At 72.4% G+C, this 25,544-nt stretch carries 29 protein-coding genes and 1 pseudogene; 14 read left to right on the forward strand and 16 right to left on the reverse strand.

The annotated features are described in order from the left end of the window. Positions 1 to 119: 119 nt before the first annotated feature. Together ACIQVT_RS05110 and ACIQVT_RS05115 are read right to left on the reverse strand one after the other, a co-directional pair. Positions 120 to 314 (reverse strand): DUF397 domain-containing protein, encoded by a 195-nt coding sequence (locus ACIQVT_RS05110; RefSeq protein ID WP_403747640.1) that lies wholly within the window; start codon positions 312 to 314, stop codon positions 120 to 122. Then, positions 311 to 1,141 (reverse strand): helix-turn-helix domain-containing protein, encoded by an 831-nt coding sequence (locus ACIQVT_RS05115; RefSeq protein ID WP_403747644.1) that lies wholly within the window; start codon positions 1,139 to 1,141, stop codon positions 311 to 313. The genes ACIQVT_RS05110 and ACIQVT_RS05115 overlap by 4 nt, the downstream gene beginning before the upstream one ends. 191 nt (positions 1,142 to 1,332) lie before the next feature. Here ACIQVT_RS05115 and ACIQVT_RS05120 point away from each other — a divergent pair, with 191 nt between their 5' ends. Continuing rightward, positions 1,333 to 1,893: an ATP-binding protein gene (locus tag ACIQVT_RS05120; RefSeq protein ID WP_403747647.1), complete on the forward strand. Its 561-nt coding sequence runs from the start codon at positions 1,333 to 1,335 to the stop codon at positions 1,891 to 1,893. Here ACIQVT_RS05120 and ACIQVT_RS05125 read toward each other — a convergent pair. Next, a pseudogene (locus ACIQVT_RS05125) lies at positions 1,820 to 2,109 on the reverse strand (DUF7008 domain-containing protein); the annotation flags it as partial. The gene ACIQVT_RS05120 and the pseudogene ACIQVT_RS05125 overlap by 74 nt on opposite strands. A 245-nt stretch (positions 2,110 to 2,354) precedes the next feature. On the opposite strand from ACIQVT_RS05125, the gene ACIQVT_RS05130 reads away from it, so the two are divergent. The 4 genes from ACIQVT_RS05130 (at position 2,355) to ACIQVT_RS05145 (ending at position 6,722) form a co-directional block, all read left to right on the forward strand. Next, a complete protein-coding gene (locus tag ACIQVT_RS05130; protein ID WP_403747650.1) occupies positions 2,355 to 2,540 on the forward strand; it encodes a hypothetical protein in 186 nt (61 codons plus the stop codon). A gap of 254 nt (positions 2,541 to 2,794) precedes the next feature. Beyond that, complete coding sequence (locus tag ACIQVT_RS05135) at positions 2,795 to 4,021, forward strand: sensor histidine kinase (protein WP_403747653.1); 1,227 nt, start codon at positions 2,795 to 2,797, stop codon at positions 4,019 to 4,021. Continuing rightward, the gene (locus tag ACIQVT_RS05140) at positions 4,018 to 4,713 is read left to right on the forward strand and encodes a response regulator (RefSeq protein WP_403747655.1); all 696 of its coding nucleotides are present in this window, start codon (positions 4,018 to 4,020) and stop codon (positions 4,711 to 4,713) included. Before ACIQVT_RS05135 ends, ACIQVT_RS05140 begins: the two co-directional genes overlap by 4 nt. Positions 4,714 to 5,501: 788 nt before the next feature. Continuing rightward, positions 5,502 to 6,722, forward strand: a complete 1,221-nt coding sequence (locus ACIQVT_RS05145) for a metallophosphoesterase (RefSeq protein ID WP_403747658.1) — start codon at positions 5,502 to 5,504, stop codon at positions 6,720 to 6,722. A gap of 120 nt (positions 6,723 to 6,842) precedes the next feature. Here the strand turns inward: ACIQVT_RS05145 and ACIQVT_RS05150 are convergent, their stop codons facing one another. Next, complete coding sequence (locus ACIQVT_RS05150; RefSeq protein ID WP_403747661.1) at positions 6,843 to 7,400, reverse strand: DoxX family protein; 558 nt, start codon at positions 7,398 to 7,400, stop codon at positions 6,843 to 6,845. Positions 7,401 to 7,548: 148 nt separating this feature from the next. After that, positions 7,549 to 7,824, reverse strand: coding sequence for a hypothetical protein (locus tag ACIQVT_RS05155; RefSeq protein WP_403747664.1), 276 nt, complete (start codon positions 7,822 to 7,824; stop codon positions 7,549 to 7,551). Here ACIQVT_RS05155 and ACIQVT_RS05160 point away from each other — a divergent pair. Continuing rightward, entirely contained in the window at positions 7,817 to 8,245 is a 429-nt protein-coding gene (locus tag ACIQVT_RS05160; RefSeq protein WP_403747666.1) for a hypothetical protein, read from the forward strand. The two genes, ACIQVT_RS05155 and ACIQVT_RS05160, sit on opposite strands and share 8 nt — an antisense overlap. Positions 8,246 to 8,341: 96 nt before the next feature. On the opposite strand, the gene ACIQVT_RS05165 is transcribed toward ACIQVT_RS05160, so the two are convergent. Further along, entirely contained in the window at positions 8,342 to 8,749 is a 408-nt protein-coding gene (locus ACIQVT_RS05165; protein WP_403747668.1) for a (2Fe-2S) ferredoxin domain-containing protein, read from the reverse strand. Beyond that, positions 8,746 to 10,737, reverse strand: coding sequence for a heavy metal translocating P-type ATPase (locus tag ACIQVT_RS05170; protein WP_403747671.1), 1,992 nt, complete (start codon positions 10,735 to 10,737; stop codon positions 8,746 to 8,748). Before ACIQVT_RS05170 ends, ACIQVT_RS05165 begins: the two co-directional genes overlap by 4 nt. Before the next feature lie 94 nt (positions 10,738 to 10,831). Here ACIQVT_RS05170 and ACIQVT_RS05175 point away from each other — a divergent pair, with 94 nt between their 5' ends. After that, the gene (locus tag ACIQVT_RS05175; RefSeq protein WP_403747674.1) at positions 10,832 to 11,221 is read left to right on the forward strand and encodes an ArsR/SmtB family transcription factor; all 390 of its coding nucleotides are present in this window, start codon (positions 10,832 to 10,834) and stop codon (positions 11,219 to 11,221) included. A 196-nt stretch (positions 11,222 to 11,417) separates the two neighbouring features. Then, entirely contained in the window at positions 11,418 to 12,647 is a 1,230-nt protein-coding gene (locus ACIQVT_RS05180; RefSeq protein ID WP_403747676.1) for a GNAT family N-acetyltransferase, read from the forward strand. Between the two features lie 93 nt (positions 12,648 to 12,740). Here the strand turns inward: ACIQVT_RS05180 and ACIQVT_RS05185 are convergent, their stop codons facing one another. Further along, positions 12,741 to 13,433: a TetR/AcrR family transcriptional regulator gene (locus ACIQVT_RS05185; protein WP_403747678.1), complete on the reverse strand. Its 693-nt coding sequence runs from the start codon at positions 13,431 to 13,433 to the stop codon at positions 12,741 to 12,743. A gap of 53 nt (positions 13,434 to 13,486) precedes the next feature. Between ACIQVT_RS05185 and ACIQVT_RS05190 the strand changes: the two genes are divergently transcribed. Continuing rightward, positions 13,487 to 14,605 (forward strand): FAD-dependent oxidoreductase, encoded by a 1,119-nt coding sequence (locus ACIQVT_RS05190; RefSeq protein WP_403747681.1) that lies wholly within the window; start codon positions 13,487 to 13,489, stop codon positions 14,603 to 14,605. A gap of 120 nt (positions 14,606 to 14,725) precedes the next feature. Beyond that, a complete protein-coding gene (locus ACIQVT_RS05195; protein ID WP_403747684.1) occupies positions 14,726 to 14,899 on the forward strand; it encodes a CsbD family protein in 174 nt (57 codons plus the stop codon). 171 nt (positions 14,900 to 15,070) lie between these two features. On the opposite strand, the gene ACIQVT_RS05200 is transcribed toward ACIQVT_RS05195, so the two are convergent. The 6 genes from ACIQVT_RS05200 to ACIQVT_RS05225 form a co-directional block, all read right to left on the reverse strand. After that, on the reverse strand, positions 15,071 to 15,634 hold the full coding sequence (locus ACIQVT_RS05200; protein WP_403747687.1) for a protease inhibitor I42 family protein: 564 nt from the start codon (positions 15,632 to 15,634) through the stop codon (positions 15,071 to 15,073). A 282-nt stretch (positions 15,635 to 15,916) separates the two neighbouring features. Further along, on the reverse strand, positions 15,917 to 16,159 hold the full coding sequence (locus ACIQVT_RS05205) for a DUF5302 domain-containing protein (protein ID WP_403747689.1): 243 nt from the start codon (positions 16,157 to 16,159) through the stop codon (positions 15,917 to 15,919). Positions 16,160 to 16,274: 115 nt separating this feature from the next. Next, a complete protein-coding gene (locus ACIQVT_RS05210) occupies positions 16,275 to 17,690 on the reverse strand; it encodes a DEAD/DEAH box helicase (RefSeq protein ID WP_403747691.1) in 1,416 nt (471 codons plus the stop codon). Positions 17,691 to 17,902: 212 nt separating this feature from the next. Beyond that, positions 17,903 to 18,610, reverse strand: coding sequence for a glycoprotein (locus tag ACIQVT_RS05215; RefSeq protein ID WP_403747693.1), 708 nt, complete (start codon positions 18,608 to 18,610; stop codon positions 17,903 to 17,905). Beyond that, positions 18,610 to 19,200, reverse strand: coding sequence for a sigma-70 family RNA polymerase sigma factor (locus tag ACIQVT_RS05220; protein ID WP_403747696.1), 591 nt, complete (start codon positions 19,198 to 19,200; stop codon positions 18,610 to 18,612). Before ACIQVT_RS05220 ends, ACIQVT_RS05215 begins: the two co-directional genes overlap by 1 nt. Continuing rightward, positions 19,200 to 19,397: a hypothetical protein gene (locus ACIQVT_RS05225; RefSeq protein ID WP_403747699.1), complete on the reverse strand. Its 198-nt coding sequence runs from the start codon at positions 19,395 to 19,397 to the stop codon at positions 19,200 to 19,202. Before ACIQVT_RS05225 ends, ACIQVT_RS05220 begins: the two co-directional genes overlap by 1 nt. A 349-nt stretch (positions 19,398 to 19,746) precedes the next feature. Between ACIQVT_RS05225 and ACIQVT_RS05230 the strand changes: the two genes are divergently transcribed. Next, positions 19,747 to 20,580, forward strand: coding sequence for an SAM-dependent methyltransferase (locus ACIQVT_RS05230; protein WP_403747701.1), 834 nt, complete (start codon positions 19,747 to 19,749; stop codon positions 20,578 to 20,580). A gap of 195 nt (positions 20,581 to 20,775) precedes the next feature. Here ACIQVT_RS05230 and ACIQVT_RS05235 read toward each other — a convergent pair whose 3' ends face one another. Next, positions 20,776 to 20,982 (reverse strand): cold-shock protein, encoded by a 207-nt coding sequence (locus ACIQVT_RS05235; RefSeq protein WP_403747704.1) that lies wholly within the window; start codon positions 20,980 to 20,982, stop codon positions 20,776 to 20,778. A gap of 285 nt (positions 20,983 to 21,267) precedes the next feature. On the opposite strand from ACIQVT_RS05235, the gene ACIQVT_RS05240 reads away from it, so the two are divergent. After that, positions 21,268 to 22,155 carry a YihY/virulence factor BrkB family protein gene (locus ACIQVT_RS05240; RefSeq protein WP_403747709.1) on the forward strand — a complete coding sequence of 296 codons (888 nt, stop codon included), beginning with the start codon at positions 21,268 to 21,270 and terminating at the stop codon, positions 22,153 to 22,155. Positions 22,156 to 22,289: 134 nt separating this feature from the next. On the opposite strand, the gene ACIQVT_RS05245 is transcribed toward ACIQVT_RS05240, so the two are convergent. Continuing rightward, entirely contained in the window at positions 22,290 to 22,937 is a 648-nt protein-coding gene (locus tag ACIQVT_RS05245; RefSeq protein WP_403747712.1) for a superoxide dismutase, read from the reverse strand. 408 nt (positions 22,938 to 23,345) lie between these two features. Between ACIQVT_RS05245 and ACIQVT_RS05250 the strand changes: the two genes are divergently transcribed. Together ACIQVT_RS05250 and ACIQVT_RS05255 are read left to right on the forward strand one after the other, a co-directional pair. Continuing rightward, the gene (locus tag ACIQVT_RS05250) at positions 23,346 to 24,017 is read left to right on the forward strand and encodes a precorrin-8X methylmutase (RefSeq protein WP_403747715.1); all 672 of its coding nucleotides are present in this window, start codon (positions 23,346 to 23,348) and stop codon (positions 24,015 to 24,017) included. Positions 24,018 to 24,357: 340 nt separating this feature from the next. Continuing rightward, positions 24,358 to 25,530 (forward strand): cobalt-precorrin-5B (C(1))-methyltransferase, encoded by a 1,173-nt coding sequence (locus tag ACIQVT_RS05255; protein ID WP_403747719.1) that lies wholly within the window; start codon positions 24,358 to 24,360, stop codon positions 25,528 to 25,530. Positions 25,531 to 25,544: the final 14 nt, after the last annotated feature.

Below are 25,544 nucleotides of genomic sequence, written 5' to 3' on the forward strand. Positions count from 1 at the left end.
GCGTGGGCACCCGACGAGCAAGACGCTGGGCTGCTGAAGGTGTGCTGTGGAGACGGGATGTGCAGGGCCCTCGGCGAGCACGCGCCCGCCGGAAGGCCCTGCGATCGGCGCCATCTCCGTCAGCGTGCCGCGTACTCCACGAAGGCGGCCCACGCCGTGGGTTCTACGGCGAGTGCGGCGCGGGCGGTGTCCTTCGAGTCGCGGACGTGGACCTTGGCGGGACGGGTGGCGACCTCGACGCATTCGCCACCTGCTCCGCTGCTGTAACTGCTCTTGAACCAGGTCGACTCAGAAACATGCTGTTCGACGTTCATCTCTCTCCAAGCAACTTCTCGACGAAGGCCAGCGACTCGCGCGGAGTGAGTGCTTGGGCCCGAAGGAGTCCGTACTGCTCCTCGATCTCCCGGACTGGCTTCCGCGCCGTGTAGAGGCGACTGTCCTGCTGAGCCTCCACGTACGCGATCCTCCGCCCTTCCTTCGTTTCGATCAAGGTGAACGGACCAGCCAGTCCGGCGTGCTCGTCCCGCTCAGTCGGCATCACCTGGATCTCCACGTTACGCCGCTGTCCATGGAGCAGAATCTGCTCCAACTGCCCTCGCATGACGCCCCACCCTGCCAGTGGCCTACGCAATACCGACTCCTCGATGACGAAGCTGAGGGTAGGCAACTGCGTGCGGCAGAAAATCTCCTGCCGCACCAAGCGCGCCGTCACCCTCTGCTCGACCACGTCCTCATGCAGTAGAGGACGCCAGTTGATGAACACCGCCCGCGCGTACTCTTCCGTCTGCAACAGTCCAGGCACCGCCTGGTTGGCGTACACGTGAAGCTCGACCGCCTCGGCTTCCAACTTGGCCGCGTCCCGGAAGAACGCCGGATACTGAGCCCGAGCCACCTCCTCCTTGCTCGCACTCAACACCCCACCCGCGTTCAGCACTTCATCGGCCTGGTCGATGAACTTCGGTGGCGAGATACGTCTCCCCTGCTCGAACGATGCGATCGTCGAGGCCGAGTACCCGGTCAGCGACCCGAGCCTCGCGCGGTCCAGGCCCGCTCGCTCCCGGAACAGCTTCAACTGCCGCCCGAACACGCACAGCATGCCCGTCCCGACCTCGTACTCCGGCTGCTGAACCTCGGCGTCCACGCCACAGCTCCTCTCGTACAACCGCCCAGTCGGCCAACTCGGGGCCCGGGGACCGGTCACGCCCAACACCAGGTACAAGCGCACCGCCCGCGTGTACAGCCCCTACCCGTCAGCGCATCGCTCCTGGTCAACGCTACGCAGAGTCCACGACCGTCGACCCTATGAAGTCCGCGACTCCCCCGAATGGGCATATGCCACAGCGTTCCGCACCCGAACCTGAGTTCACCTTGCGCTTCACCTCAACGCCGCGCGGTGCCCGTCTCGCCCGCCGACTCGTCTCGCACCGCTTGGACGACTGGGGCCACCCCTACGCGACTCCGGTCAACGAGACGCTCACCCTCATCACAGCGGAACTCACCGCCAACGCCGTACGCCACGGCCACGTCCCCGGCCGGGACTTCCATCTTCAACTCACCCTGGCCGAGGAGACCTTCCGCATCCAGGTGACCGACACCCGCGCCGAGAAGCGGCCTCCGGCCAGTCCCCCGGCAACCGACTCGCTTTCCGAGTCCGGCCGGGGTCTGGTCCTGGTCGCCGCGCTCGCGGACGACTGGGGCGTCAGCCCTCGCCGGGCTGCCCCGGGCAAGACCGTGTGGGCGGAGCTGCGCATGCGGCAACAGGGCCACCCGCTTGAGCACCGGGTGGCCCCTGAACCGACCGAGATCGATCTACTCCTGGCTACTGCTTCACTGTTGCGCGACGACCTCGGGTCGCGGCCTGAGGACGCCAGTTACGGAGGTCGTCGTCCGTGAGTCCGTGCTCGCCCTGCTTCTGCTGGCGGTAACCGGCGAAGAAGTCCGCCGGGGAGTCGCTGTAGAGCAGGTCGAACTCGTTGTGCCACTGGCACAGCCACGGCTGGAGCTCCAGCAGGCCGGCGAGGAACGGGGGATCTCCTCGGTGGTCAGCGCGGTGTTGGTGGAATACGTGGCGAGGGCCTGCGCCTGCTCCCGGTGGTCCCAGCCGGCCCACGCCTCGTGCCCTCCAGTAGAACGGGCGGAGGGATGGAGGTCGTAGAGGGAGTAGACCTGCCAGTCCAACTCCTCTTGGAGTGCGGTCATGCGGGCACAGGTGGATTCCCAGGCCGCCTTGGCCTCACGGAGGACGGGCCACGCTCGGAAGCAGGGGTGGGCGCGTCTTCAGCTACAAAAGGGTGGGCCGCTACCTCGTCGGCTCAGAGTTCGCGGAGTTGGTGAAGCACGGCCTGGTGGGAACCGTGGGAACCAGCGTCGAGCAATTGCGGGACTTCGGCCTACAGCGTGCCCGCGAGGGTTACAGCGTCGTACTGGGGTTCGAGACGAGCGAGGAGACCCCAGAACGGGCCACACGCGCCCGCACCCGCAGCACGAAGAACAGACCGAAGGTGAACTCTTACACCCCGCCCGCTTCGCACCTGCCGTAGATCGACGGTCCCGGCTCACGGGCGCCTCTCCCAGGACGCGCCGTCGCCTCGCCCTCAGCCACGACCCGAACACCGGCCTTCTCGATATCGAGCGCGGCGCCCAGTGTGATGGAGAGCCGCGCGGCGATCCGCCGCGCAGCGGCCTTCCTCGGGCCCGCGCGGGCTGTCGCGTCCGGGGCCGATCGGACGCTTCCGTGGTGGTGAACGGCGATGGCGAGCCAGCGGGACGCGGGAGTCGACCCTACGGTGGTGGCGTGGCAGTGATCAACGGTTGGCGGCGAGGAGTGGGCGCCCCGGTCGGCACGCTGGACGTGCTGGGGCCGGTCGTGCTGTTCGTGCTGTCGGTCGTGGCCGCCTCCGTCATCCCGCACGAGCACCGGATCTTGTTCCGCCCGTCCGCCGTGGTGCTGGCGGCGGTCGGTTGTTTCGCGTTGCTCTGGCGTCATCGCCACCCGTTCGGCGTACTGGTCACCGCGATCGCCTGCGGGGTGGTCTTCCAGGTGCTCGGGGTTCGGGAGAGTCCCCTGGTGACGAGCCCGGTCATCGTGTCCGTCTACACCGTGGCCGTCCGCACCGACCGGCGGACCACCTGGATGGTGACGTCGGCCTCGGCCGTCCTGCTGGTCGGGGCGGCCATGATGTTCGGCCCCGGCTCATGGCTCGCCCCGGACAACGCGGCGATGCTCGCCTGGACCGCCCTGCCCGCCGCCGTGGGTGACGGGGTGCGCTCACGGCGGGCGTACGTGGCGGCCGTGGAGGAGAGGGCGGAGAACGCGGAGCGGACACGTGAGCAGGAGGCGCGGCAGCGGGTGGCGGCCGAGCGGGTCCGGATCGCGCGCGAGTTGCACGACGTGGTCGCCCACCACATCGCGTTGATCAACGCGCAGGCCGGTGTCGCCGTGCACCTGCTGGATCGGCGGCCGGAGCAGCTGGTCACCGCGCTGGAGGGCATCCGGGACACCAGCCGGTCCGCGCTGGAGGAACTCCGGGTGACCGTGGGGCTCCTGCGGCAGTCCGACGATCCCGAAGCGCCGCGGGATCCGATGCCGGGCCTGGCGCAGGTACCGGAGCTTCTGGCGTCCTTCGAGCGGGTCGGCCTGTCCGTCAGGCACACGCGGCACGGCACGGCCGAACTTCTGGCGCCGGCGGTGGACCTGGCCGCGTACCGCATCGTGCAGGAGGCCCTGACGAACGTGCGCAAGCACGCCGGCGCCGATCACGCCCGCCTGGACCTGCACTACCGGCCCCGATGGCTGACGATCACGGTCGAGGACGACGGGCGCGCCGCACCGCACGAGCCCCACCCCGGGACGGGCCACGGGCTCATCGGGATGCGCGAGCGCGCGGTCAGCGTCGGGGGAAAGCTGGAGGCCGTGGCGCGCCCCGGCGGGGGCTTCACCGTGACCGCCGAACTGCCGCTGAGGCCGGGCGCGGCGATCGTGGCGCCGATCGGGCGGGACGCCGAGGAGAGATGGGCATGACGATCCGCGTACTGCTCGCCGATGACCAGGCCCTGCTGCGGGGCACCTTCCGGATGCTGTTCGACTCCGCCGACGACATGGAGACCGTGGGCGAGGCGTCCAACGGCCGGGAGGCGGTGGAGCTGGCCAGGACGCAGCGACCGGACGTGATCCTGATGGACATCCGCATGCCTGAGTCGGACGGCCTCGTCGCCACGCGGCTGATCGGCGAGGACGAGGACCTCGCGGCGGTAAAGGTCCTGATCCTGACCACCTTCGAGGACGACGAGTACGTCGCGGAGGCGCTGCGGGCGGGCGCGAGCGGATTCCTCGGCAAGGGTGCCCGGCCCGAGGAGCTGCTCGACGCCGTCCGCACGGTCGCCGCGGGGGACGCGCTGCTCTCGCCCTCGGCGACCCAAGGGCTGATCAGGCGGTTCCTGGCGCAGCCGGAACCGTGCACGGCAGCCGTGCACGAACGGCTGGAATGCCTGACGCCGCGGGAACGCGACGTCCTGGGGCTGGTGGCGCTGGGTCTGTCGAACGACGAGATCGCCGAACGTCTGTTCGTCAGCCCGCTGACGGCGAAGACCCACGTCAACCGGGCCATGACCAAGCTCGCCGCCCGCGACCGGGCCCAGCTGGTGGTCATCGCCTACCAATACGGCCTGGTCAGCCCGGCCACCAAGGCGACGCGTCCGTCAGTGACCGGATGAACGCCGGCGCGGCTGCGGACCGCGTTCCGGCCCCGTCGTAGCCCGGCCTGCCGGATACCGCGGCCGTGGTACCCGGGAATCGCTGCACGGGGACGACGCGCGAGGGGCGGTCGCCGGGCGATGGTGAAGGTATGAACGGAGCTGTCGTAGCGGAGCACCCGCCGTACACCGGCCCCCGTCGACAGCGCGATCTCCTCCCGGCACGAAGGGAAGCAACCATGCTCACTTCCGCCCAGGACTGCCGCACCAACGGCGACCTGCTCCCAGGACACGTACTCGGCGTCACGGATCCCGACGAAACGAGCACGGTCCGCGCCCTCCCCGACTCCCGCGACGGAGATCACTGCCTCACGACCGCGCCGGCACACCTGTTCCTGCTCCGCAAGGCCCTGGCGCATGAATCCGGCCGGCAGCAGCCGTCGTGCCTGGCGGGCTCGTCCGGGTGCCGCCATGGCTCACGGCACCGGTGCCGCCGGCACGGTGCGGCCCGAAGCGGCCCGGCCACATCGCTCACGCTGTCCCAGTGGGTGAGCCGGGTCTCCTGCGTCGGATGAGCGACCGGGCGGTCCGGGCGGCAGGCCAGAAGCGCGCGCGAGCGCGCCGGGCTCACCGCGGATCGCGGCGGGCGGCGGACGGGGGAGGCGGGCGGCGAAGGCCGGTCCAAGGTCGTGTACACGACCAGGGACCGGCCTTCGCCCCAAGGGCCGCCGCCATGACCGCCGGTCCGGCCCGTCCGAGGGCGACCGGATACAGTGCGCGGGACGGCCGCCTGGTCAGGGAGGGGAAGCATGACCGCCACCGACAACACCCGACCCGCCGACAGCGAAGCGCGGGCGCCGCGGCCGAGCCGACTGCACCGGCTGATGCGCTACCTCCCCCTGATCGCCCCCGTCCTGCTGTGGGCCGTGCCCTGCTGGGTGCTCCTGTACACCGGCCAGCACTGGCCGGTGCCCGTCACGGCGGCCGGCACCGCCCTGTTCGTCCTCGGCCTCATCGGTATGCCGCTCGCCATGACGCGCGGCCACGGCCGGCGCCAGCGGGACCGGGCGGCGATCATCGGTGACACCCTGCTGGGCACGAGCTGGATCCTGTTCACCTGGTCCGCTCTGCTCGGCGTCCTCCTGCGGCTCGCCCTGACCGTGGCCGGCGTCGGCGGGAGCGAGGACCGGGCCCGGATCGTCACCTGGGTCGTCCTCGGTGTCAGTGCCGTGCTCCTGGCCTGGGGGTACGTCGAGGCCCGCCGTGTGCCACGCGTGCGCCGACTCGACGTGTGGCTCCCCCGACTGGGTGCCGGGCTGGACGGCACCCGTGTCGTCCTCATCACCGACACCCACTACGGCCCGCTTGATCGCGCCCGCTGGTCGGCGCGGGTGTGCGAGACGGTGAACAGCCTGGAAGCCGACCTGGTCTGCCACGCCGGCGACATCGCGGACGGCACGGCCGAACGCCGCCGCGCCCAGGCCCTCCCCCTCGGTACCGTGCGGGCCACGCGTGCCCGTGTGTACGTCACCGGCAACCACGAGTACTACAGCGAGGCCCAGGGCTGGGTCGACCTGATGGGCGAGCTGGGCTGGGAGCCGCTGCGCAACCGCCACCTGCTGCTCGAACGCGATGGCGACACCCTGGTGGTCGCCGGCGTGGACGACGTCACCGCCGAGTCCTCCGGTCTGGCCGGCCACCGCGCCCATCTCGACGGAGCCCTGAACGGCGCCGACCCGGACCTGCCCGTCCTGCTCCTGGCGCACCAGCCCAAGTTCGTCGACCGGGCGGCGGCCGCCGGCATCGACCTCCAGCTCTCCGGCCACACCCACGGCGGCCAGATCTGGCCCTTCCACCACCTGGTCCGCATCGACCAGCCGGCCCTCGCCGGTCTCAGCCGCCACGGCACCCGCACCCTCCTCTACACCAGCCGCGGCACCGGCTTCTGGGGCCCGCCGTTCCGCGTCTTCGCCCCCAGCGAGATCACCCTCCTCGTGCTCCGCTCCCCGCACCCGCCCACCTCGCCGTAGCACCGGGCGGGCCGACACATCCGCTTCAAGCTGTGAAAGCAAGGGGCAGGCGCGTCGAGGGGGGACCGTTGACCGTGGGGAGGCAGACGGAGTGGCCGCCGTGGGGAGGCGGTGTTCGGGTCACACGCTGAGGGCGATCGCCGCGGCGATGCCGCCCAGGCCGAGGGCGAAGGCGGCTTCCGCCCAGCCGCCGTCACCCCAGCGGAAGAGGCGGTCGGCAGCCAGTCGGCCCGGACCGGTGGCTGCGACAGCCAGGGCTACGACGGCGATGCAGACGCTGTACTCCACGCCGCCGCCCGTCTCCCACAGACCGTGGGCACTCGTCACCGTGACCATCGCGTTGATCATGACGCCGATCAGCGCGGCGGCCGCGAGCGGTGTCAGCAGGCCGAGGGCCAGGCCGAGGCCGCCGAGCAGCTCCGACAGGCTCCCGATCACCGCGAAGAGTTTCCCCGGGGTGTAGCCGAGGGCAGCGAACCCTTTGCCGGTCGCCGTCAGGCCCGGGCCGCCGAAGAGGCCGAAGACCTTCTGCGCGCCGTGCGCTGCCATCAGCAGGCCGAAGGTGAGCCGGATGAGCAGCAGCCCGCAGTCGGCGGCGGTCACCATGGGTCCGGTGCCCGGGTGCGTCACGGGTTCCGTGGCGCGGTCACGCGGTTTGAGGATGTGCGTGGTCAACATGGCTTGCTCCGGTTGGAACGCCGGGAACGGGCGTCTTCCCCAGCTCGGGCGAGTGCCGAGCGACCGGTGCGCCCCGCCCGTCCGGTTCGGGGTGGGCGGGGTCGTGCGTCCGGGCGGTGGTCCGCGGGCGCGGGCGGCCGGCGCCGGGTCAGTGGTCCCGGGGCTTCCGGTCATCACGATCGGTGGGATCGGGGCCCAGCCGCACGCAGCATTCCCCGGGCTCGGGGCTCAGCACGGCTTGGATCCCGTTGACCTCCAGACCGGTGAGGAAGCCGCTGAGGAAGGCGTGGTTCATGCCGCACACCAGGTCGGGCGCCTTCGCGGCCAGTGGGTGGAACGGGCAGTTGCGCAGCCGGAGCCGGTCGGGGGCTTCCCGGACGGGCTCGTAACCGCACATCGCCGCACTGATCACCTGGGTGGTCACCGCCCTCGGTGGCTTCTACATGCTCAGCACCTGGATCCGGCGCGGCGGCATCCGCCAGCAGCGGTCCGGCACCAGCCGCCTGCCCGCACCCGTTCTGTTCGGGCACTTCGCCCTGGCCGCGATCGGACTGGTGGTCTGGATCGGCTATGTCGTCGCCGACAGGAGCGCCCTGGCCTGGACCTCGTTCGGTCTCCTCCTGCCGGTCGCCCTGCTGGGCTTCGTGATGCTGGCCCGCTGGATCCCCGTCCACCGCGACCGCGCCGGCGTCGCGGCACCGGCCGCCACGACGGCCCCGGGAGCCGATGAGAGCGTCCCCGCCGAACCTCATTTCCCGGTCGTGGTCGTCCTCGCCCACGGTCTGTTCGCCGTGGTCACCCTCGCCCTGGGCCTGCTCACCGCCCTCGGCATCGGCATCGGTTGAGGTGTCAGCTCCGTGAGCTTCGCGCCGTACGCCTCGGACGGCCGCGGCCGCGGCGCGCGTGGGGCCGGGGTGCGCGGGCGGGCCGGCCGGGGGCGGTCAGTCTTCGAGTTCCTGGCGCACGCGGCGTGAGGGGGTGAAGGCGTAGAGGTCGAGGATGCCGGGTGCCTCGGCGAGGCCGGGGCCGCCGTTCTCGACCCAGGTGGTGATGTCGGCGGCGGCGTCGGAGTCGTTGACCTGTCCGAGCCAGACCGGGCGCCCGCCGGCCTTGCGGCCCTCGGCGGACGGCTGGATGACGATGACGTTGGCGCGCTCGCAGGCGTCCAGGCAGTCGGTCCGCCGGACCATCGCGACTCCCGCCAGCCGGGTGCGCAGGTCGGTGAGCTGGGCCTCGTGGTCCAAGTGCGGCACCTTGGCCGGGGTGCCGCAGCAACAGCCGCGGCAGACGGTGACGGTGGGCCGGGCCGCCGCGGAGGCCGGGGTGCCTTTCTTGGCGCGGCGGCTCATCGCGAGACCTCCGCGGCGTGGTCCCAGGCGGCGTCACGCAGCAGACGCAGCCCGTTGAGGCCGACGATGACGGTCGAGCCTTCGTGGCCGAGGACACCGAGCGGCAGCGGGAGGTGGCCCGCCAGGTCCCAGACGACCAGGCCGGAGATGAACACCGCGGCGATCGCCAGGTTCTGCGCCATCAGGCGGCGCGCTGCCCGTGAGAGGGCGATGACCTTGGGAACAGTGCCGAGTTCGTCGCGGACGACGACCGCGTCGGCGGTCTCCAGGGCGAGGTCGGAACCGGCGCGGCCCATGGCGATGCCGGTATGGGCGGTGGCCAGGGCGGGAGCGTCGTTGACCCCGTCGCCCAGGACGAGGGCCCTGCGGCCGCCGGCCTGAAGGCGCCGTACGGCTTCGACCTTGTCCTGGGGCAGGAGACCGGCGTGGACGTCGTCGCCGGTGATGCCGACCTCGGCGGCGAGACGGGCGGCGGCGCGGGGGTTGTCGCCGGTCACCAGCATCGGGGTGGCGCCGGTCAGCGTGGTCAGGGCGGCGACGGTCACGGCGGCATCGGCACGCAGCCGGTCGGCGACGCCCAGGACCCCGACGGGCACGCTGTCGCGCAGCACCAGGACGGCCGTGCGGCCTCCCTCCTCGAGGTCGGCGGCGACCTTGCCGGCGCGGGTCGAGCCGGTGTCTTCGCGGCCGTCGAGGAGGCGGGTGGGCGCCCCGACCGTCACCGTGCGGCCGTCGACGGTGGCGGTGGCCCCGACACCGGGAGTGGAGGTGAAGTCCCGCGTGTCGGCGATGGCCAGACCGCGGGCGCGGGCGGCGTCGACGACGGCGCGGGCCAGCGGATGCTCGCTGGGGTGTTCCGCGGCGGCCGCCAACGCGAGCAGGGCGTCCTCGGTCAGTCCGGAGCCGGACAGCGGGCGGATGTCGGTGACGCGCGGGGTGCCCTCGGTGAGGGTGCCGGTCTTGTCCAGGACGACGGCGTCGACCTGCCCGAGTCGTTCCATGACCATGGCGGACTTCACCAGGACGCCATGGCGGCCGGCGTTGGCGATCGCCGACAGCAGCGGCGGCATCGTCGCCAGGACCACCGCGCAGGGCGAGGCCACGATCATGAAGGTCATCGCACGCAGCAGCGAGCCGGTCAGGTCCGCGCCGGACGCGAGGGGGACGAGGAAGACCGCCAGGGAGACCAGGACCATGCCCAGGCTGTAGCGCTGCTCGACCTTCTCGATGAACAGCTGGGTGGGCGCCTTGGTCCGGGAGGCCTCGTCGACCATCGCCACGATGCGGGCGATCACCGACTCCGAGGCGTCCCGCTCGACCTTCACCCGCAGAGCCCCGGTGCCGTTGAGCGTACCGGCGAAGACCTCGTCCCCGGTCTGCTTCGCAACCGGCAGCGGCTCCCCGGTGATCGTGGCCTGGTCGACCTCGCCGGCGCCCTCCAGCACGCGGCCGTCCGCTCCGACCCGTTCACCGGGCCGGACCAGGATGGTGTCCCCGACCACCAGGTCCCGCGTCTCCACCGTCGACTCGCTCCCGTCGTCGGCCAGACGGGTGGCCGTGGTGGGGGCGAGGTCGAGCAGACCGCGTACCGCGTCCTGGGTGCGGGCGGTCGCCAGGGCCTCCAGCGCGCCGGAGGTGGCGAAGATGACGATCAGCAGGGCGCCGTCCATCACCTGACCGATCGTGGCCGCGCCGATCGCGGCCACGATCATCAACAGATCCACATCCAGGGTCTTCTCCCGCAGCGCCGTCAGCCCCGCCCGGGCCGGCTCCCACCCGCCGGTGACGTAGGCGGCGGCGTACAGCGGGCCCCACGCCCAGGCGGGCACGCCGGTCAGCTGGAGCGGCAGTGCGAGCAGGAACAGCACCAGCGCCGCGGCGGCCCAGCGCGCCTCGGCCAGGGCGAACACCCGCGTACGGTGCCCCGGTGCCTGACCCGAGGCGGTCGGAGCTGCCCGTCCGGGCCGCTGGAGCAGGTCAGCAGGCATGACAAGACAACCCTTCGGGGCGGAAGGCGGCGACACGTCCACCATACAGGAATACCTGAACACATCTTCATATGTGGTCGGTAGGATGGGCGTCATGGGTCACGGAGCCGACGACAGCAACCGCGTCACCCCACGCGAGCGCCTGGACGCCGCGGGGGCCACCGACGTGGCCGCCACCCTCCAGGCCCTGGCAACCCCTTCGCGGCTGTACATCCTGGCCCGTCTCCAGGAAGGTCCCTGTGCGGTCGGCGACCTCGCCGAGGCCGTGGGCATGGAAGCCTCGGCCTGCTCCCACCAGTTGCGCCTGCTCCGCAATCTCGGCCTCGTCACCGGGGAACGCCGCGGCCGGTCGATCGTCTACGCCCTCTACGACAACCACGTCGCCGAGCTCCTCGAACAAGCCCTCTTCCACGTCGAGCACCTGCGGCTCGGCCTGCGCGACACTCCTGCGGCCGAAACGCCGCCGGCCGTGGCCCCGCGCTAGATACCGGCACCCGTCCCCGTACGCCCTCGGCGCCGGCTGCCGCGACGGCGCCCGGCACCGGAGGCGTACCGGCCCGGCCGCCGCCGACCCGGCCGGGCAGCCCGGCCGTAAATCGCTTGCCCTGCGCGCGGGTCGACGCTGCACTGTGGCCAGACACCAGCAGTCGTGGTGCCGGTATCCCGAGGAGGCAGCAGCGGTGGAGATCCGACCCACGACCGACGAGGACCTCGATGTCTTCGTCGACACGGTGCATGCCGCGTTCGGGCGCTTCCCGGAAACCCCCGTCGAGGGCGGCGGACTCTGGTGGTCGGCGCTCGAGATGGAGCGCGGCATGCTCGCCCTGGCGGCGGACGGGCGGCCCGTCGGCACCGCCGCCGCGCACTCCTTCGAGCTCACCCTGCCCGGCGGGGTCGTCGTCCCGGCCGCCGGGGTGACCGCCGTCGGCGTCCTGCCCTCCCACCGGCGCCGGGGCGTGGTCAGCGCGATGATGCTCCATCAGCTCGCCGAGCTGCGGGCCCGCGGGGAGTTCCTCTCCGTGCTGCTGGCTTCCGAGGCGCCGATCTACGGCAGGTTCGGTTACGGGCCGGCGACCTTCACGACGCGGCTGAAGGTGCCCCGCCACCGGGCCGCCCTCGCCGTTCCCCGGGCGCGCGGAGCGGCCCCCGCACCGGCGGCCGGCCCGGACCACAGCCCGGTCGAGGTACTGCGTCGGTCCGAGTGCGGCGACCTCCTGGAGGAGGTCTACGACCGGTACCGCCGCGTCCAGCCCGGCGCGCTGTCCCGGCCGCACCGCTGGTGGGCCCTGCGCGCGGGGCAGCCCCCGGTCTCACCGGCGCCGCGCTACGTCGCTGTCCACCGGGACGTCCACGGCGTCCCGGACGGGTACGCCAGCTACTCGATCGACTCCGGCACCCTGACCGTCGACGAGACCATCGCGACCGACGACGCCGTCTTCACGGCCCTGGCCCGGTTCGTTCTGGGACACGACCTGGTCTCGCACGTCGTGTTCAAGCACGTCCCGCCCGATCACCCGCTCCCCTGGCAGTTCGCGGACCTGCGCGCCGGTGAGGTGAGCGGCCGCACCGACTGGCTGTGGGTACGGCTGCTGGACGTTCCGCGGGCGCTGACCGCGCGCGGCTGGTTCACGGACGGCGAGCTCGTCCTCGACGTCGACGACCCGTTCCTCGGCCGGCGCGACCGCTACCTGCTGACCGTCCGGGACGGCAGGGCCGACTGCGTCCCGACGGACCGGCAGCCCGACCTGTCCCTGGACATCAGCGACCTGGGCTCCGTCTACCTCGGCGGCACCACCCCGAGCACGCTCGTGCGGGCCGGCCACATCCGGGCCCACCACTCGGGCGCAGCCGCCCTGGCCGACGCGCTCTTCCGCGGCGAGCGCTCCCCGCACTGCCTGCACTGGTTCTGACCGCGCCCGCGGGCCCGGCACGCCCCGCACAGGTCTCGTTCGCCGGCCGCCGGTTCGACGGCGTACTCGCTCACGTGCGGCGGGAGTCGGGCGTCATGCGGGCGGCCGGGCGAGTCTGGCGGCCACGGCGTCGAGGACCCAGTCCAGGCCGGTCGCGAACGACGCCTCCGCGTCCACGTCCGTGCCGTCGTACACCGCCTTGGCCAGCGCCGGGAAGCGGCCCGTGGCCAGCATCCTCGTCACGTGCGGGCCGGAGGCGCGCTGCCAGTCGCGCTTGGACAGGCCGGTGGCGCGCTCCGCCCGCAGGTTCGCGATCTCGCGCCTGATCGCGCCGATCAAGTAGGCGCTGACGGTCTCCACGGCGCGCATCACGGTGTCGACGTCGGCGAGGCCGTCGAGGGCGGCCAGCTTGGCCTCGGTCACGGCGAGACCGTTCGGGCCCAGGGTCGGGCGGCCGCCGAGCAGGTCGGCCAGCCATTCGTGACGGAGAGCGGCCCGCCTGGTGCGGTGGGCGAGGACGCGCAGCGCCTCCCGCCAGTCACCGGACTGCTCCTCGGGGAGGATCTCGACCTGGACCTCGTCCACCATGAGGTCGAACAGTTCCTCCTTGGTGGCGATGTATCCGTACAGCCGCATCGGGCCGGCGTTCAGCCGGGCGGCGACCTTGCGCAACGACACCGCTTCCAGCCCACCTTCGTCCGCCAGCGCGACGGCGGCGGCGACGATCCGCTCCCGGTCGAGCGGCACGGGGCGAGTCGGCGGCTCGGGCCGGTCCCACACAGTCATGGTCGTATCGTACTGTTGCGATGCGTTGTATCAGCGCAATACACTGTATCGACATGAGACATCGCATAGCGGTGGTCGGAGGCGGTCCCGGCGGCCTCGCCTTCGCCCGCGTCTTACATCGCCACGGCCACCACGTCACCGTGCTGGAACGCGATCCCGCACCCGACGCCCGCCCTCCGGGCGGCACGCTGGACCTGCACGAAGGCCTGGGTCAGCTCGCACTCGACAAGGCCGGGCTGCTGGCGGAGTTCCAGGCGCTGTCCCGCCCCGAGGGACAGGCCATGCGCATCCTCGACCCGGACGGGACCGTGCTGCGCGACTGGCGGCCCCGTCCGGACGACCGGGCCAATCCCGAGATCGACCGCGGGCAACTGCGTGACCTGCTGCTCGGCCCGCTCGACGTCCGGTGGGGGCGGGAAGTGACGCAGGTGGTGCCGAGGACCCGCGCCGGCGTACTCGTCCACTTCGCGGACGGACGAGAGGAGACGTTCGACCTCGTGGTCGGCGCGGACGGCGCCTGGTCCCGGACGCGCCGGGCGGTCTCGCCGGTGACGCCGCACTACACCGGCGTCACCACGGTCGAGACCTCCCTGGACGACGTCGACACCCGCCACCCCGACCTCGCCCGGCTGATCGGCGACGGCTCCTTGGCCGTGTACGGCGTGAACCGGAAACTCGTCGCCCAACGCAACAGCGGCGGGCACGTCAAGGTGTACGCCCAGTTCCGCGCGCCGCTGGACTGGCAGGCAGCCCTCGACCCGGCCGACGCCGAGGCCGTGCGAGCGGGCCTGCTGACCCTCTTCGACGGCTGGGCCGCTCCCGTCCTCGACCTCCTCCACCACGGCACCGCCTTCGTACACCGCCCCCTCTACGTCCTGCCCGTCTCCCACACCTGGCCCCACGTCTCCGGGGTGACGCTGCTGGGCGACGCCGCCCACCTGATGCCGCCCTTGGGGGCGGGCGCGAACCTCGCGTTGCTGGAAGGCGCCGAACTCGCCGAGGCCGTCGCCACCGGGCCCGAGGATCTGCACGAGGCCGTCCGCGCCTTCGAGGAACGGATGTGGGCACGGGCCGGCAGATGGGCGGAGATCACGACAGCCGGCCTGGAGCGCCTCGTCGGCCCGAACCCCGCCGAAGCCCTCGCCCACTTCGACCGCGTCCAGCCATCCTGACCGCTACGCGGGGGGCGGGGCCGCTGTCCCCTCACTGTTTACGGGGGACAAGTCCGGGCATACGCGAATTGTCCGGGAAACCCGGGTGCACGAATGATCACGCCAGGAGGCGCGTCTGCCATGTCGGCGGGTGAGAAGGCCAGGGCCAAGGTCGAGCAGGCCAAGGGGAAGTTCAAGAGGGCAACGGGACGAGCCGTTGTCGATGATCCGATGGTCGTCAAGGGCCAGGCGGAGAAGTCCAAGGGCGACGCACGCCAGGCGAAGGAAAAAATCAAGGACATGTTCAAGCGCTGACCTCTGGCGCCGCTGATGAGTGCGGGTTCCTCACCCCCTGACTCAGGGGGTGAGGAACCCGTCCTCTTCTTGCCCGTCGTCGACCTGGCCCGGTCGAGGATCTCGCCGCGGGGGCGCCGGGCCGCACCGTCGACCACGTGATCTCGACGCGCCCCACCCGCTCCCGGATGGTCATGGCCTCCCCCCGACCATGAGGTCCACTCCGACCATGTCCGCCAGCACGACCGGGCGTTGCATCGCCAGCTGGGCCATGATCCCCGCGGCGCCGGCCAGGAGCGCCGGATTGCTCGAAAGCGATCCGGCGCTCCTTCGCCTCCGAAGGGCGGTACCGGGCGTCGGCGAGGAGGGCCACCGTGCGCGGCTCAGGCGACGGTGACGGTGTAGGTGATCCGCTCCGGGGCCCGGGAGGGGGCTGGTCGGGGTGGCGGAGGGCTCCGCGGCCGACGCCGGCGGCACGGTGGAGGTGTTGCCCCGGCAGGTGGTGAACGTGCGGTGCGGCAGCGTGAACCGGGTGGTTCCCCTGCCCTTCGCCTCGAAGGTGAAGGTGAGTCGGCCGCCGGCACCGGCCGCCGGCTCGTCGCCGGTCTCCGACGCGTAGTGCCGGCCTCGGCTGACCAGCACCGCGCTGTCGGGCCGGGGGCCGACCAGGTACCAGTACTCGCGGGTGGAGGCGTTCTGGTCGACGGTGAGCGTGAAGCGTTCGCCCGGCGCGGCCGTGATGCCGGTGTCCCGCACCGGGTGGCTCGTCGGGCGGCTGGCGGTGCCCGGGCCGCGACCCGTGGCGAGAGCGAGGAGCGAGGAGCGAGGCCGCCGCGATCGCCGTACCGCCCCCGCGCCCGGCCGGCAACGCCAGGCGGGACGGGGGGTCGAGCGGGGAGGAGGAGAGCGGCCCCGGCGTGTTCCTCAGCAGCGCGACCGGGCCGAGGTCCGCCCGTCCCGCCCTGTCCTGCCCGTCTCGACCTGGCAGCCGTCCGAGCCCACCGTGTCTCCCCCGTACGTGTTCGTCGTCGCCTCGGCTCAGCCGCCGCTCTTGCGCCTGAACGACCGCTGGCTGGCGGCCGGGCCGTGCGCCGCGCGCACCTTGGAGGCGTCGGGGTTGGCGGCCACGTCGGCGGCGTCCGCCTGGGCGCCGCGCTTGCGCGCCAGGGCCTCGCGGAACTTGCGCTTGAGGTCGTAGTTGCCGTCGCTGTCCGGCGTCAGAGAGGACGTCTCCGGGTCAGCCGGCTCCGAACCTTCCGTGGATACGGGCTCTGCGGTCATGGTGACCTCCTGGGTTCGGGGATGGGCAAGCACAGCTTGTCATGCCGGGCGGGGTGCGGGGCACCGGGCGGCACGGGACCGGGGGTTGCCGCCGCCGCGGCCAGGGCGACGGTGCTCAGCCGTTGCGGCGCATCAGGGCTGCCTTGCGGGCCTCGGCGAGCTTGCGGGCCTCCCCGGCCTTGCGCGACTTGCCACCGGCGCCGCGGGAGGCGTCCTTGCTGGTGCCGAGGCCGCGGAAGGGAGCGTTGGTGTTCTTGGGCCGGGGGACGGCGGGCCCGCCGTCGAGCGGCGTACCGGAGGGGGCTTTGGCGCCGGTGATCCGGCTCAGCTCCGCCTCGCCCGAGCGGACCTTGGTGACGGTCGCCTCGACGCCGGCCTCGGCCATGATCCGGCTCGTCTCCCGGCGCTGGCCCGACAGGACGAGGGTGACCACGCTGCCGGACTCGCCGGCGCGGGCGGTACGGCCCGCCCGGTGCACGTAGTCCTTGGGGTCGGTGGGCGGGTCGACGTTGACCACGAGGTCGAGGTCGTCGATGTGCAGGCCGCGCGCCGCGACGTTGGTCGCCACCAGAACGCTGAGCCGGCCGTCCTTGAACTGTGCCAGGGTCCGGGTGCGCTGCGGCTGGGACTTGCCGCTGTGCAGGGCCCCGGCGTGCACCCCGCTGGCCCGCAGATGCCGGGTGAGCTGGTCGACGGCGTGCTTGGTGTCGAGGAACAGCAGGACGCGGCCGTCGCGGGCGGCGATCTCCGTGGTGACGGCGTAGCGGTCGGGGCCGTGGACGACCAGGACGTGGTGCCGCATCGTCGTGACCGTGCCCGCGGACGGGTCGACCGAGTGGACGACGGGGTCGCGGAGGTAGCGCTGGACCAGCTGGTCGACGTCGCCGTCCAGGGTGGCCGAGAACAGCATGCGCTGACCGTCGGGGCGCACCTGGTCGAGGAGGTCGACGACCTGCGGCAGGAACCCCAGGTCGCACATCTGGTCGGCCTCGTCGAGCACGGTGATCCGTACCCTTCCCAGGTGGCAGGCCTTGCGCTCGATCAGGTCGTGCAGGCGTCCGGGGGTGGCGACGAGCACCTCGGCTCCCTGGCGCAGCTCGGCGATCTGCCGGCCGATCGAGATGCCGCCGACGACCGCGGCCATCCGCAGCCGCAGCGCCTCGGCGTACGGCTCCAGCGCCTGGGTGACCTGCTGGGCCAGCTCCCGGGTGGGTACCAGGATCAGGGCCAGGGGCTGCTTGGGTTCGGCGCGCCGCCCCACGGTACGGGTCAGCAGCGGCAGGCCGAAGGCGAGCGTCTTGCCCGAGCCGGTACGTCCGCGGCCCAGGACGTCGCGTCCCGCCAGGGCGTCGGGCAGGGTGGCGGCCTGGATCGGGAAGGGTTCGCGCACTCCGAGGTCGGTCAGTGTCCGCAGCACCGCCGCCGGCAGGTCCAGATCGGCGAAGGAGACGGCCGGGACCGGGTCCGGGGTGGTGGTCTCGCGCCGGCCGGAGCCGCCGTGAGCGATGCCGGAATCGTGGGGGTTCTTCATGACAAGCCTTCCGCAGGGGAACGTACCGAGGAAGGCCCGGCAGGAGTGAGTGGCCCGTGCGCGGACGGAACCGGACGAGCAGGATCGCCCACCGCGACGACCACGCAAACACGCAAGTATGGCACACGACGTGCCTCCACACCGTGAGGCCGATCACCTCCCCCGCCGCGAGGGTCCGGCGGGACGCGTACGCACCGAACGCGGGGCCGTTTTCAGGTGACCGCCTGTACGGGGAGGCGGGTGAGGGTGTGGTCGGGGCGGGGGATCTCGCCGAAGTCCTCGTCGAGGGGTTCGACGGGGAGGCCGTGGATGACGGCTTCGAGCCGGGGCGGCAGGCAGGGGCGGCGGCCCTGCCAGCACCGGCTGATCAGATCGTGGCGTACACCCTCGGGAAGCAGGGGGGCGTGCGGGGTCGCGGTGCGTGCCGGGCGGGGCGGGACGGGCGAGCAGTCGTTCAGCTGGGCGCGCCAGTAGGCGGCGGTTCGGTGTTCGGAGCGTTGCTGGTGCAGGAGGAAGAGGCAGAAGGCGGCGGTGCGGCTGCCCGCGCCGGCGGCGAACTCGAACCAGAACTGGGCGGGTTCGCGGTATCCGGCGAGGTGGAGGAGGGCGGCGAAGACCAGGGCGCCTTCGGGTTCGATCGGGTCGGAGTCGAGCAGGCGGGTGAGGCTGGGCCGGGCTTGGGGCGCGTCGACTATGAGGCTGACGGCCAGGTCCAGGTCGTGCTGGGCCTGTTCGTGGACGGTCGGGTAGCGGGAGGGCACACGGGTCGTGCCGGTCCGTTCGCTGTCGCGCTCGGCGAGGGCGGAGACGCGGCGCAGGGCGGCCTCGGTGTCGTAGTCGCGGTAGGTCTCGGTGAGCGCTTCGGCGGCTTCGAGGGCGGTCTGGATGTCGGTGGCGGGTCCGTGTTGGGTGCGGGCCACTAGTTCTCCGTATCCTTGTCCTGGTAAGGGATGTGCAGTTGCCTGGCGAGGGAACGCCGGGCGTGTCGGATGTGGGAGCGAACGGTGGCGACGTCGATCCCGAGGTAGTCGGCGACCTCCGGTTCCTCCATACCGAGCAGGAAGCGCAGCATGGTGACGTCGTACTGCCGTTCGGGGAGCGTGGAGATGGCGGCGTAGAGGCCGATCTCCTGGGAGATGACGCGCAGTTCGTCGCGCATCTCGTGCAGCAGCAGCTTCTGGACCGCGGTGAGGTAGGCGGCGTCGCCGACCTGTGGCGGCAGGCCGCGTTCGGTGAGCCAGCGGTGCACCTCCTCCTTCAGGACCGTCCAGGCGTAGCGCGGGACCGACTCCTGTGCGAGGGCGTGGGGCCACGCGTTGCGTAACCGGAGGCAGGCGGCGTCCACGACCGTCTCGGCGGCCGGGCGGCTGCCGACCTGGGTGTGGGCGAAACGCATCCACAGCTTGCGGTGGTAGGCGTGGAAGGCGTCGAAGGTCAACGCCAGCCGTCCGGTGCGGGCGGTCGGGGGTTCGGAATGGTGCCCGCGGGAGCCGTCCAGGGGAGGGTGCATCACGCCTCACCCTCACGGGTGGCGGCGTCGAGAGCGGAGGAGGTCGCGGTCGCGGCAGAGGCGGTCTGCTGACGGAGGTGGTGCGCCCCGGTGCGCACGGCCACGGCGAGCAGGTGCCGGCCGGCCCGTCGGAGGTCGGGGATGAAGATCCGGGCGGCGGCCCCCCAGAGCACCACGGTGACCAGATCGATGTCCACTGGCGTCCTTGTTCACTGGGCACCGCGCCGCTCCACATCGAGGCGGCGTCGGTGTGGGAAATCGGCTCTCCCACTCATCAGCCAACCGGAATGAGCCCCCTCTTGTGCAAGACATCATCCGATTTTCTGCACAGACGGCGACATCGTGGTTACCCACCCGTATTCTCCAGCGGCCTTTCGAACACATATTTCGGACTTCCTCGGGATGAGGGTGCGCACCCCGACGCTGGCCGGTCCCTCGGTTGTCCCGGGAACGGGTCGGGAGGGAAGCTCGGGGTGACGGCGGGGTGGCGCATCGTGGCGATCCACGCCGCCGCGAGTCATCCGGGGTTCGACGATGGGGGCGGGCATGGACAACGGCAGCACGGTGGACGAGAACCACGACGTGATCGACCTGGAACTGGACCGCCCGCATTCGGCGCGCATCTACGACTACTTCCTCGGCGGCGTCACCAACTTCCCCGCCGACCGGGAAGCGGCGGCCCGGGCCATCGGGGCCTTCCCCTCCGCCCTGATCGCCGCGCGCAGCAACCGCGCCTTCATGCGCCGCTCCACCCGCTTCCTCGCCCAGCGGGGCATCGACCAGTTCCTGGACATCGGCACCGGCATCCCGACCTCCCCCAACCTGCACGAGGTGGCGCAGAGCGTCCTCCCCGGGGCCCGCGTCGTCTACACCGACAACGATCCCATCGTGCTGACCCACGCCCGGGCCCTGCTGCACAGCCACCCCGACGGTGCCACCGCCTACATGGCGGCCGACGTCACCGATCCCGCGGCCCTGCTGGCCCACCCCGTCCTGCGCTCCACGCTGGACCTCGGCCGACCGATCGCCCTGAGCCTCAACGCCCTGCTGCACTTCGTCACCGACGACCACCACGACGCGCACGCCATCGTGGAACACCTCAAGGCCGCCCTGCCCTCGGGCAGTGTCCTCGTCGTCAGTCACGCCACACCCGACTTCGACCACGAGGCCATCGCCCGGCTCACCGCGATCTACCAGGCGGCGGGAACCCCGCTACAGACCCGTACGCGCGAGGAGATCACCGGGTTCTTCACCGGCTGGGACCTCCTCGATCCCGGCCTCCAGCCGGTCCTGCGCTGGCGCCCCGACCCGGACGAGACCCACCACACCCTCACCGACGCCGAAGCCGCCTGCTACGCCGGCATCGCCCGCAAGCCCTGACCGCCGCCGGGTCGTCGGCTCCGGTGGCGCGGAGAGGGGCGGCGGCCGCCGGCACCGTGGGGGCCGCCGCCCGGACATGGCGGAAAGCAGCGCCTGTTCCCGGGGGTTCACCGGCGGCCGGTACGCTCCGGCGGGGCCGGCCCGGAAGCGGGGCGCGGTCCCCGGCCGGGCGCTGTCCGTGCCGTCGCGCGGTTGCTACAGCGGTACGACGTCGACGGCCTGCCGGCCCTCGGGTGCCGCCTTCACCTCGAACCGGACCTTCTGGTTCTCGGCGAGGGACTTGAAGCCGTCGGTCACGCGTATCTCGCTGTAGTGGACGGGCAGTTCCGCGCCACCCTCGTCGGGGATGATGAGGCCGAACCCCTTCGCGTCGTCGAACCACTTCACCGTGCCGGTAGCCATGTCCCCTCCAGCAAGCGCCCGTCGGACCGCCGGTACCGGGCGGCCCGACGGCGTGGCGCTCATGCCCGTCACCGTACGACGCCGAAACCTCCTCCCCCGCGCCCGGCGCACGGATCAGGACACCGCGACGCCCTCCGGCGGGGCACCGTGGCGGAGTGCGACCGGGAGCGGCGGGTACGGGGTGGGGGGATACCGGGGGCGGGCGGCCCGGCACGCGCGGCGGAGGGTGCCGCACCGGGGCGCCGGCCGGGGCTGCCCGACGAGCGGAAGTGGGAGTATCGCGTCATGGACGATGCGGACGGCCGCACGGCCCGGTGGTGGGCGGCGCTGCGCCGGACGCCGGTGGCCGTGTGGAACGACGATGTCACGGACTGGGCCGCCGCCCTGACGTACTACGCGGTGCTGGCCCTGTTCCCCCTGCTGCTGGTGGTCCTGTCGATCCTGGGGCTGACCGTGCCCACGGCCAAGCCGGAGGTCATCGACCGCATGGCGCAGGCCGCGCCGCTCGCCTCCCGCGATCTGCTGCGCAGCACCCTGCGGGAGATGGCCGGGCAGTCGTCGGCGGCGTGGACCCTGGTCTTCCTCGGCGGGGCGGGAGCCCTGTGGTCAGGGTCCAGCTATCTGAGCGTCTTCCGCCGGGCGCTGCACTCCATACACCGGACCAGCGCGCACCGGCCGGTCTGGCGCACCGCTCCGCGCATCATCGTCACGGCCCTCGTCCTGATCTTCCTGCTGCTCACGTCGACCCTCGCGCTGCTGCTCACCGGTGGCCTGGCCAGGCGTCTGGGCCGGGCGCTGAATCTGGGGACCGTGCCGCAGGCCGCCTGGGACACCCTGCGGTGGCCGGTCGTGGCCGCGGTCGCCGTCGCCCTGGTGCTCGTCCTGTACCGCTCCGGTCCGGCGGTCTCCCGCCCGGTGCGCAGGATGGCCCCCGGCGGCGCCCTGGCGGTGGCGCTCCTGCTGGCCGTCTCCCTCGGGTTCGCCGTCTACACCGCCCATGTCGGCACCTACCACCGCCTGTACGGGTCGCTCGCGGGCGTCGTGGTCTTCCTGATCTGGCTGTGGCTGTCCAACCTGGCGCTCCTGGTCGGCGCTCAGCTCAACGCGGAGCTGGCGAGACCCGCGCGGGTGACGGCCGCCGGTCCCGCGGTGGCCGCGGCCGACCACCCGTAGGGGCGCCCCGCGCCGGGGCGGTGGCACGGACACGGAAGGGCTCCCGCGGGCGTTCGGCCCGCGGGAGCCCTCTGTGTGCCTGCCGTGAAGGGTGAGAAGACGATCACGAGCAGGACATCCGGGTGGTCAAGGCGTCAGGGCTGGAGCAGGAGGCTGTCGCCGCGCTCCTTGGCGGCGGCGTGGCGCCGGGCCACGTCCTGCCAGTTGACGACCTGCCACATGGCCTCGATGAAGTCGACCTTCTGGTTCTTGTACTGGAGGTAGAAGGCGTGCTCCCAGGCGTCGAAGACCAGGACCGGCACGGAACCCTGGCCGACGTTGCCCTGGTGGTCGTAGACCTGCTCCACGATCAGCCGGCCGCTGAGCGGCTCGTAGGCGAGGACGCCCCAGCCGGAGCCCTGGGTGGTGGCGGCGGCCTTGGTCAGCTGCGCCTTGAAGCCGGCGAAGGAACCGAAGGACTCGGTGATGGCGTCGGCCAGGTCACCCACGCCGTCCTGGGCGAGGGGCTCGCCGCCGCCGTCCTTCGGGCCGGTCATGTTCTGCCAGTAGATGCTGTGCAGGATGTGGCCGGAGAGGTGGAAGGCCAGGCTCTTCTCCAGGCCGTTGATCGAGCCCCACGACTCCTTCTCCCGTGCCTCGGCGAGCTGCTCCAGGGTGTCGTTGGCACCCTTCACGTACGCCGCGTGGTGCTTGTCGTGGTGCAGCTCGATGATCTCCGGGCTGATGACCGGGGCGAGCGCCGAGTAGTCGTACGGGAGTTCCGGGAGCGTGTAAAGCGCCATGTCCAACGTCCTCCGACGTTATTGCGAGTCATGTGCAAGTGCACGTTAGCAGCAGAAGTGTCAGGGCGCGATCATGTGGGGTGCGCGGGGGCCGTCACGGAACGCGCCGAAGACACTGAGCGCGTCAGGGGTTCGCGCCCCAGGCAGGCCGTACACGCCTCTGACGTGCGGGTATGCTCACGGCATGTCCACGGCAGCGTCCCCTCCCCCGCCCCCGGCCGCACGGGAGCCCGGTGTCGCCAGTACGAGGACGCTCGCCGCGGACGACGGGAGCCCCGCGCGGTTCCTGACCGCCGGTCGGGCTCGGACGCCCGGCCGCGTCGGTCACCGCCCGTCGGCAACCGCCACCGGCCGGAGCACACGCACCGTCTCCACCCACCCTCGTGCCACCCCGGCGGTGATCACCTCATGAGTCCCGAGCCGACCGACAGCAGCGAGAAGGACACCGTGACCACCCACGTCTACGAGAAGGACGGTGCGGAGATCTACCGCCGGTCCTTCGCCACCATCCGCGCCGAGGCGGACCTCGCCGGACTGCCCGCCGACGTCAGCCAGGTAGCGGTCCGCATGATCCACGCCTGCGGAATGGTCGACCTCGTGAAGGACCTGGCCCACACGCCCGCCGTGGTGGCCCGCGCCCGCGAGGCCCTGCGCGCCGGCGCCCCGATCCTCTGCGACGTCCAGATGGTGGCCAGCGGCGTGACCCGCAAACGGCTGCCCGCCGGCAACGACGTGCTCTGCACCCTGTCCGACCCGGCCGTCCCCGAGCTGGCCACGGAACTGGGCACCACGCGCAGCGCCGCCGCGCTGGAACTGTGGCGGGACCGGCTGGAGGGCGCGGTCGTCGCCGTCGGCAACGCACCCACCGCCCTCTTCCGGCTCCTGGAGATGATCGAGGAAGGCGCTCCCCGACCGGCCGCCGTCATCGGCGTCCCCGTCGGCTTCGTCGGCGCCGCCGAGTCCAAGGACGCCTTGGCCGCACACCCCTCCGGCCTGGAACACCTGGTGATACGCGGCCGCCGGGGCGGCAGCGCCATCGCCGCCGCAGCGATCAACGCCATCGCCAGCGAGGAAGAGTGAGCGGCGACCCGTACCGGGCCGGCCCCGGCCGGTGATCCGTCCCCGAGGCCCGGGCCCCGCGGGCCGTCGGGGACATCGCCCGGCAGGGAAGGACGGTCCACCGCCCCTCGGCTCGGGCGCCGCGAGGAAAGGCCCGGCCGCTTCGGGACACGGGTGGTCTTCCCGGTGACGCCCAGGACCACGGACCACGCCTCCCGCACGCACGCGCGAGCCCCGGGCGGGCCGCGCCCCGCGGGACACCTGGGACCCAGCCGGACCGCCGCAGGACGAGCAGGGGAACATGGTGGTGGCGGGCCGTCCTTCACGGCACCCCGGATCAGCAGGTGCCTGGGACTCCGTCATGAGGAGCAGTGAGGGTCGAGACGTGGACGGGACGAGCGGTGCGGGCGCGGCGGAGTCCGGCCGGGCGACGGGCGGCCGCCGGGCCCAGCTGGAGCACACGGGGCTGCGGCACGGCTGGACCACGGGGGCCTGCGCGACGGCGGCCACGACGGCCGCGTACACCGCCCTGCTGACCGGCGAGTTCCCCGACCCGGTGACCATCACGCTGCCCAAGGGCCAGACCCCGTCCTTCGCGCTGGCCGCCGAGGAGCTGACCGGGGATTCCGCCATGGCGGGGATCGTGAAGGACGCGGGGGACGACCCGGACGTCACGCACGGCGCTCTCGTCCGGGCGACGGTCCGCCGGCTGCCCGCCGGCAGCGGAGTCGTCTTCCGGGCGGGTCCCGGCGTGGGGACGGTCACCCGGCCCGGCCTTCCGCTGCCCGTCGGTGAGCCGGCCGTCAACCCCGTGCCCCGCCGGATGATGAGCGAGCACGTCAGCGAGGTCGCCGCGCGGCACGGCGGCAGCGGCGACGTGGAGATCACCCTCTGCGTCGACCACGGCGAGGAGATCGCCCGCTCCACCTGGAACCCCCGGCTCGGCATCCTCGGCGGCCTGTCCATCCTCGGCACCACCGGCATCGTCGTCCCGTACTCCTGCTCCGCCTGGATCGACTCCATCCGGCGCGGGGTGGACGTGGCCCGCGCGGCCGGACGGACCCATGTCGCCGGATGCACGGGGTCGACCTCGGAGAAGACGGTCGTCGCCGCCTACGGCCTGCCCGAGGAGGCCCTGCTCGACATGGGCGACTTCGCGGGCGCCGTACTGAAGTACATCCGCCGCCACCCGGTGGACCGCCTCACGATCTGCGGCGGCTTCGCCAAGCTCTCCAAGCTGGCCGCCGGCCACCTGGACCTGCACTCCGGCCGCTCCCAGGTCGACAAGGGCCTCCTCGCCGAACTCGCCCGCGGCGGCGGCGCGGACGAGGCGCTGGCCGCCGAGGTGGCCGCCGCCAACACCGGCCTCGCCGCGCTCCAGCTGTGCCAGGCGGCCGGGGTGCCACTCGGGGATCTGGTGGCGCGGGCGGCGCGGGACGAGGCACTGGCCGTGCTGCGCGGGGCGCCGGTCGCCGTGGACGTCATCTGCATCGACCGGGCGGGCACGATCGTGGGGCGCAGCACGGTCCGTTGAGCCTCCGGGTCACC

Origin of the sequence: Streptomyces sp. NPDC100445 (genome assembly GCF_044759735.1) — a bacterium.
Lineage (GTDB): Bacteria > Actinomycetota > Actinomycetes > Streptomycetales > Streptomycetaceae > Streptomyces.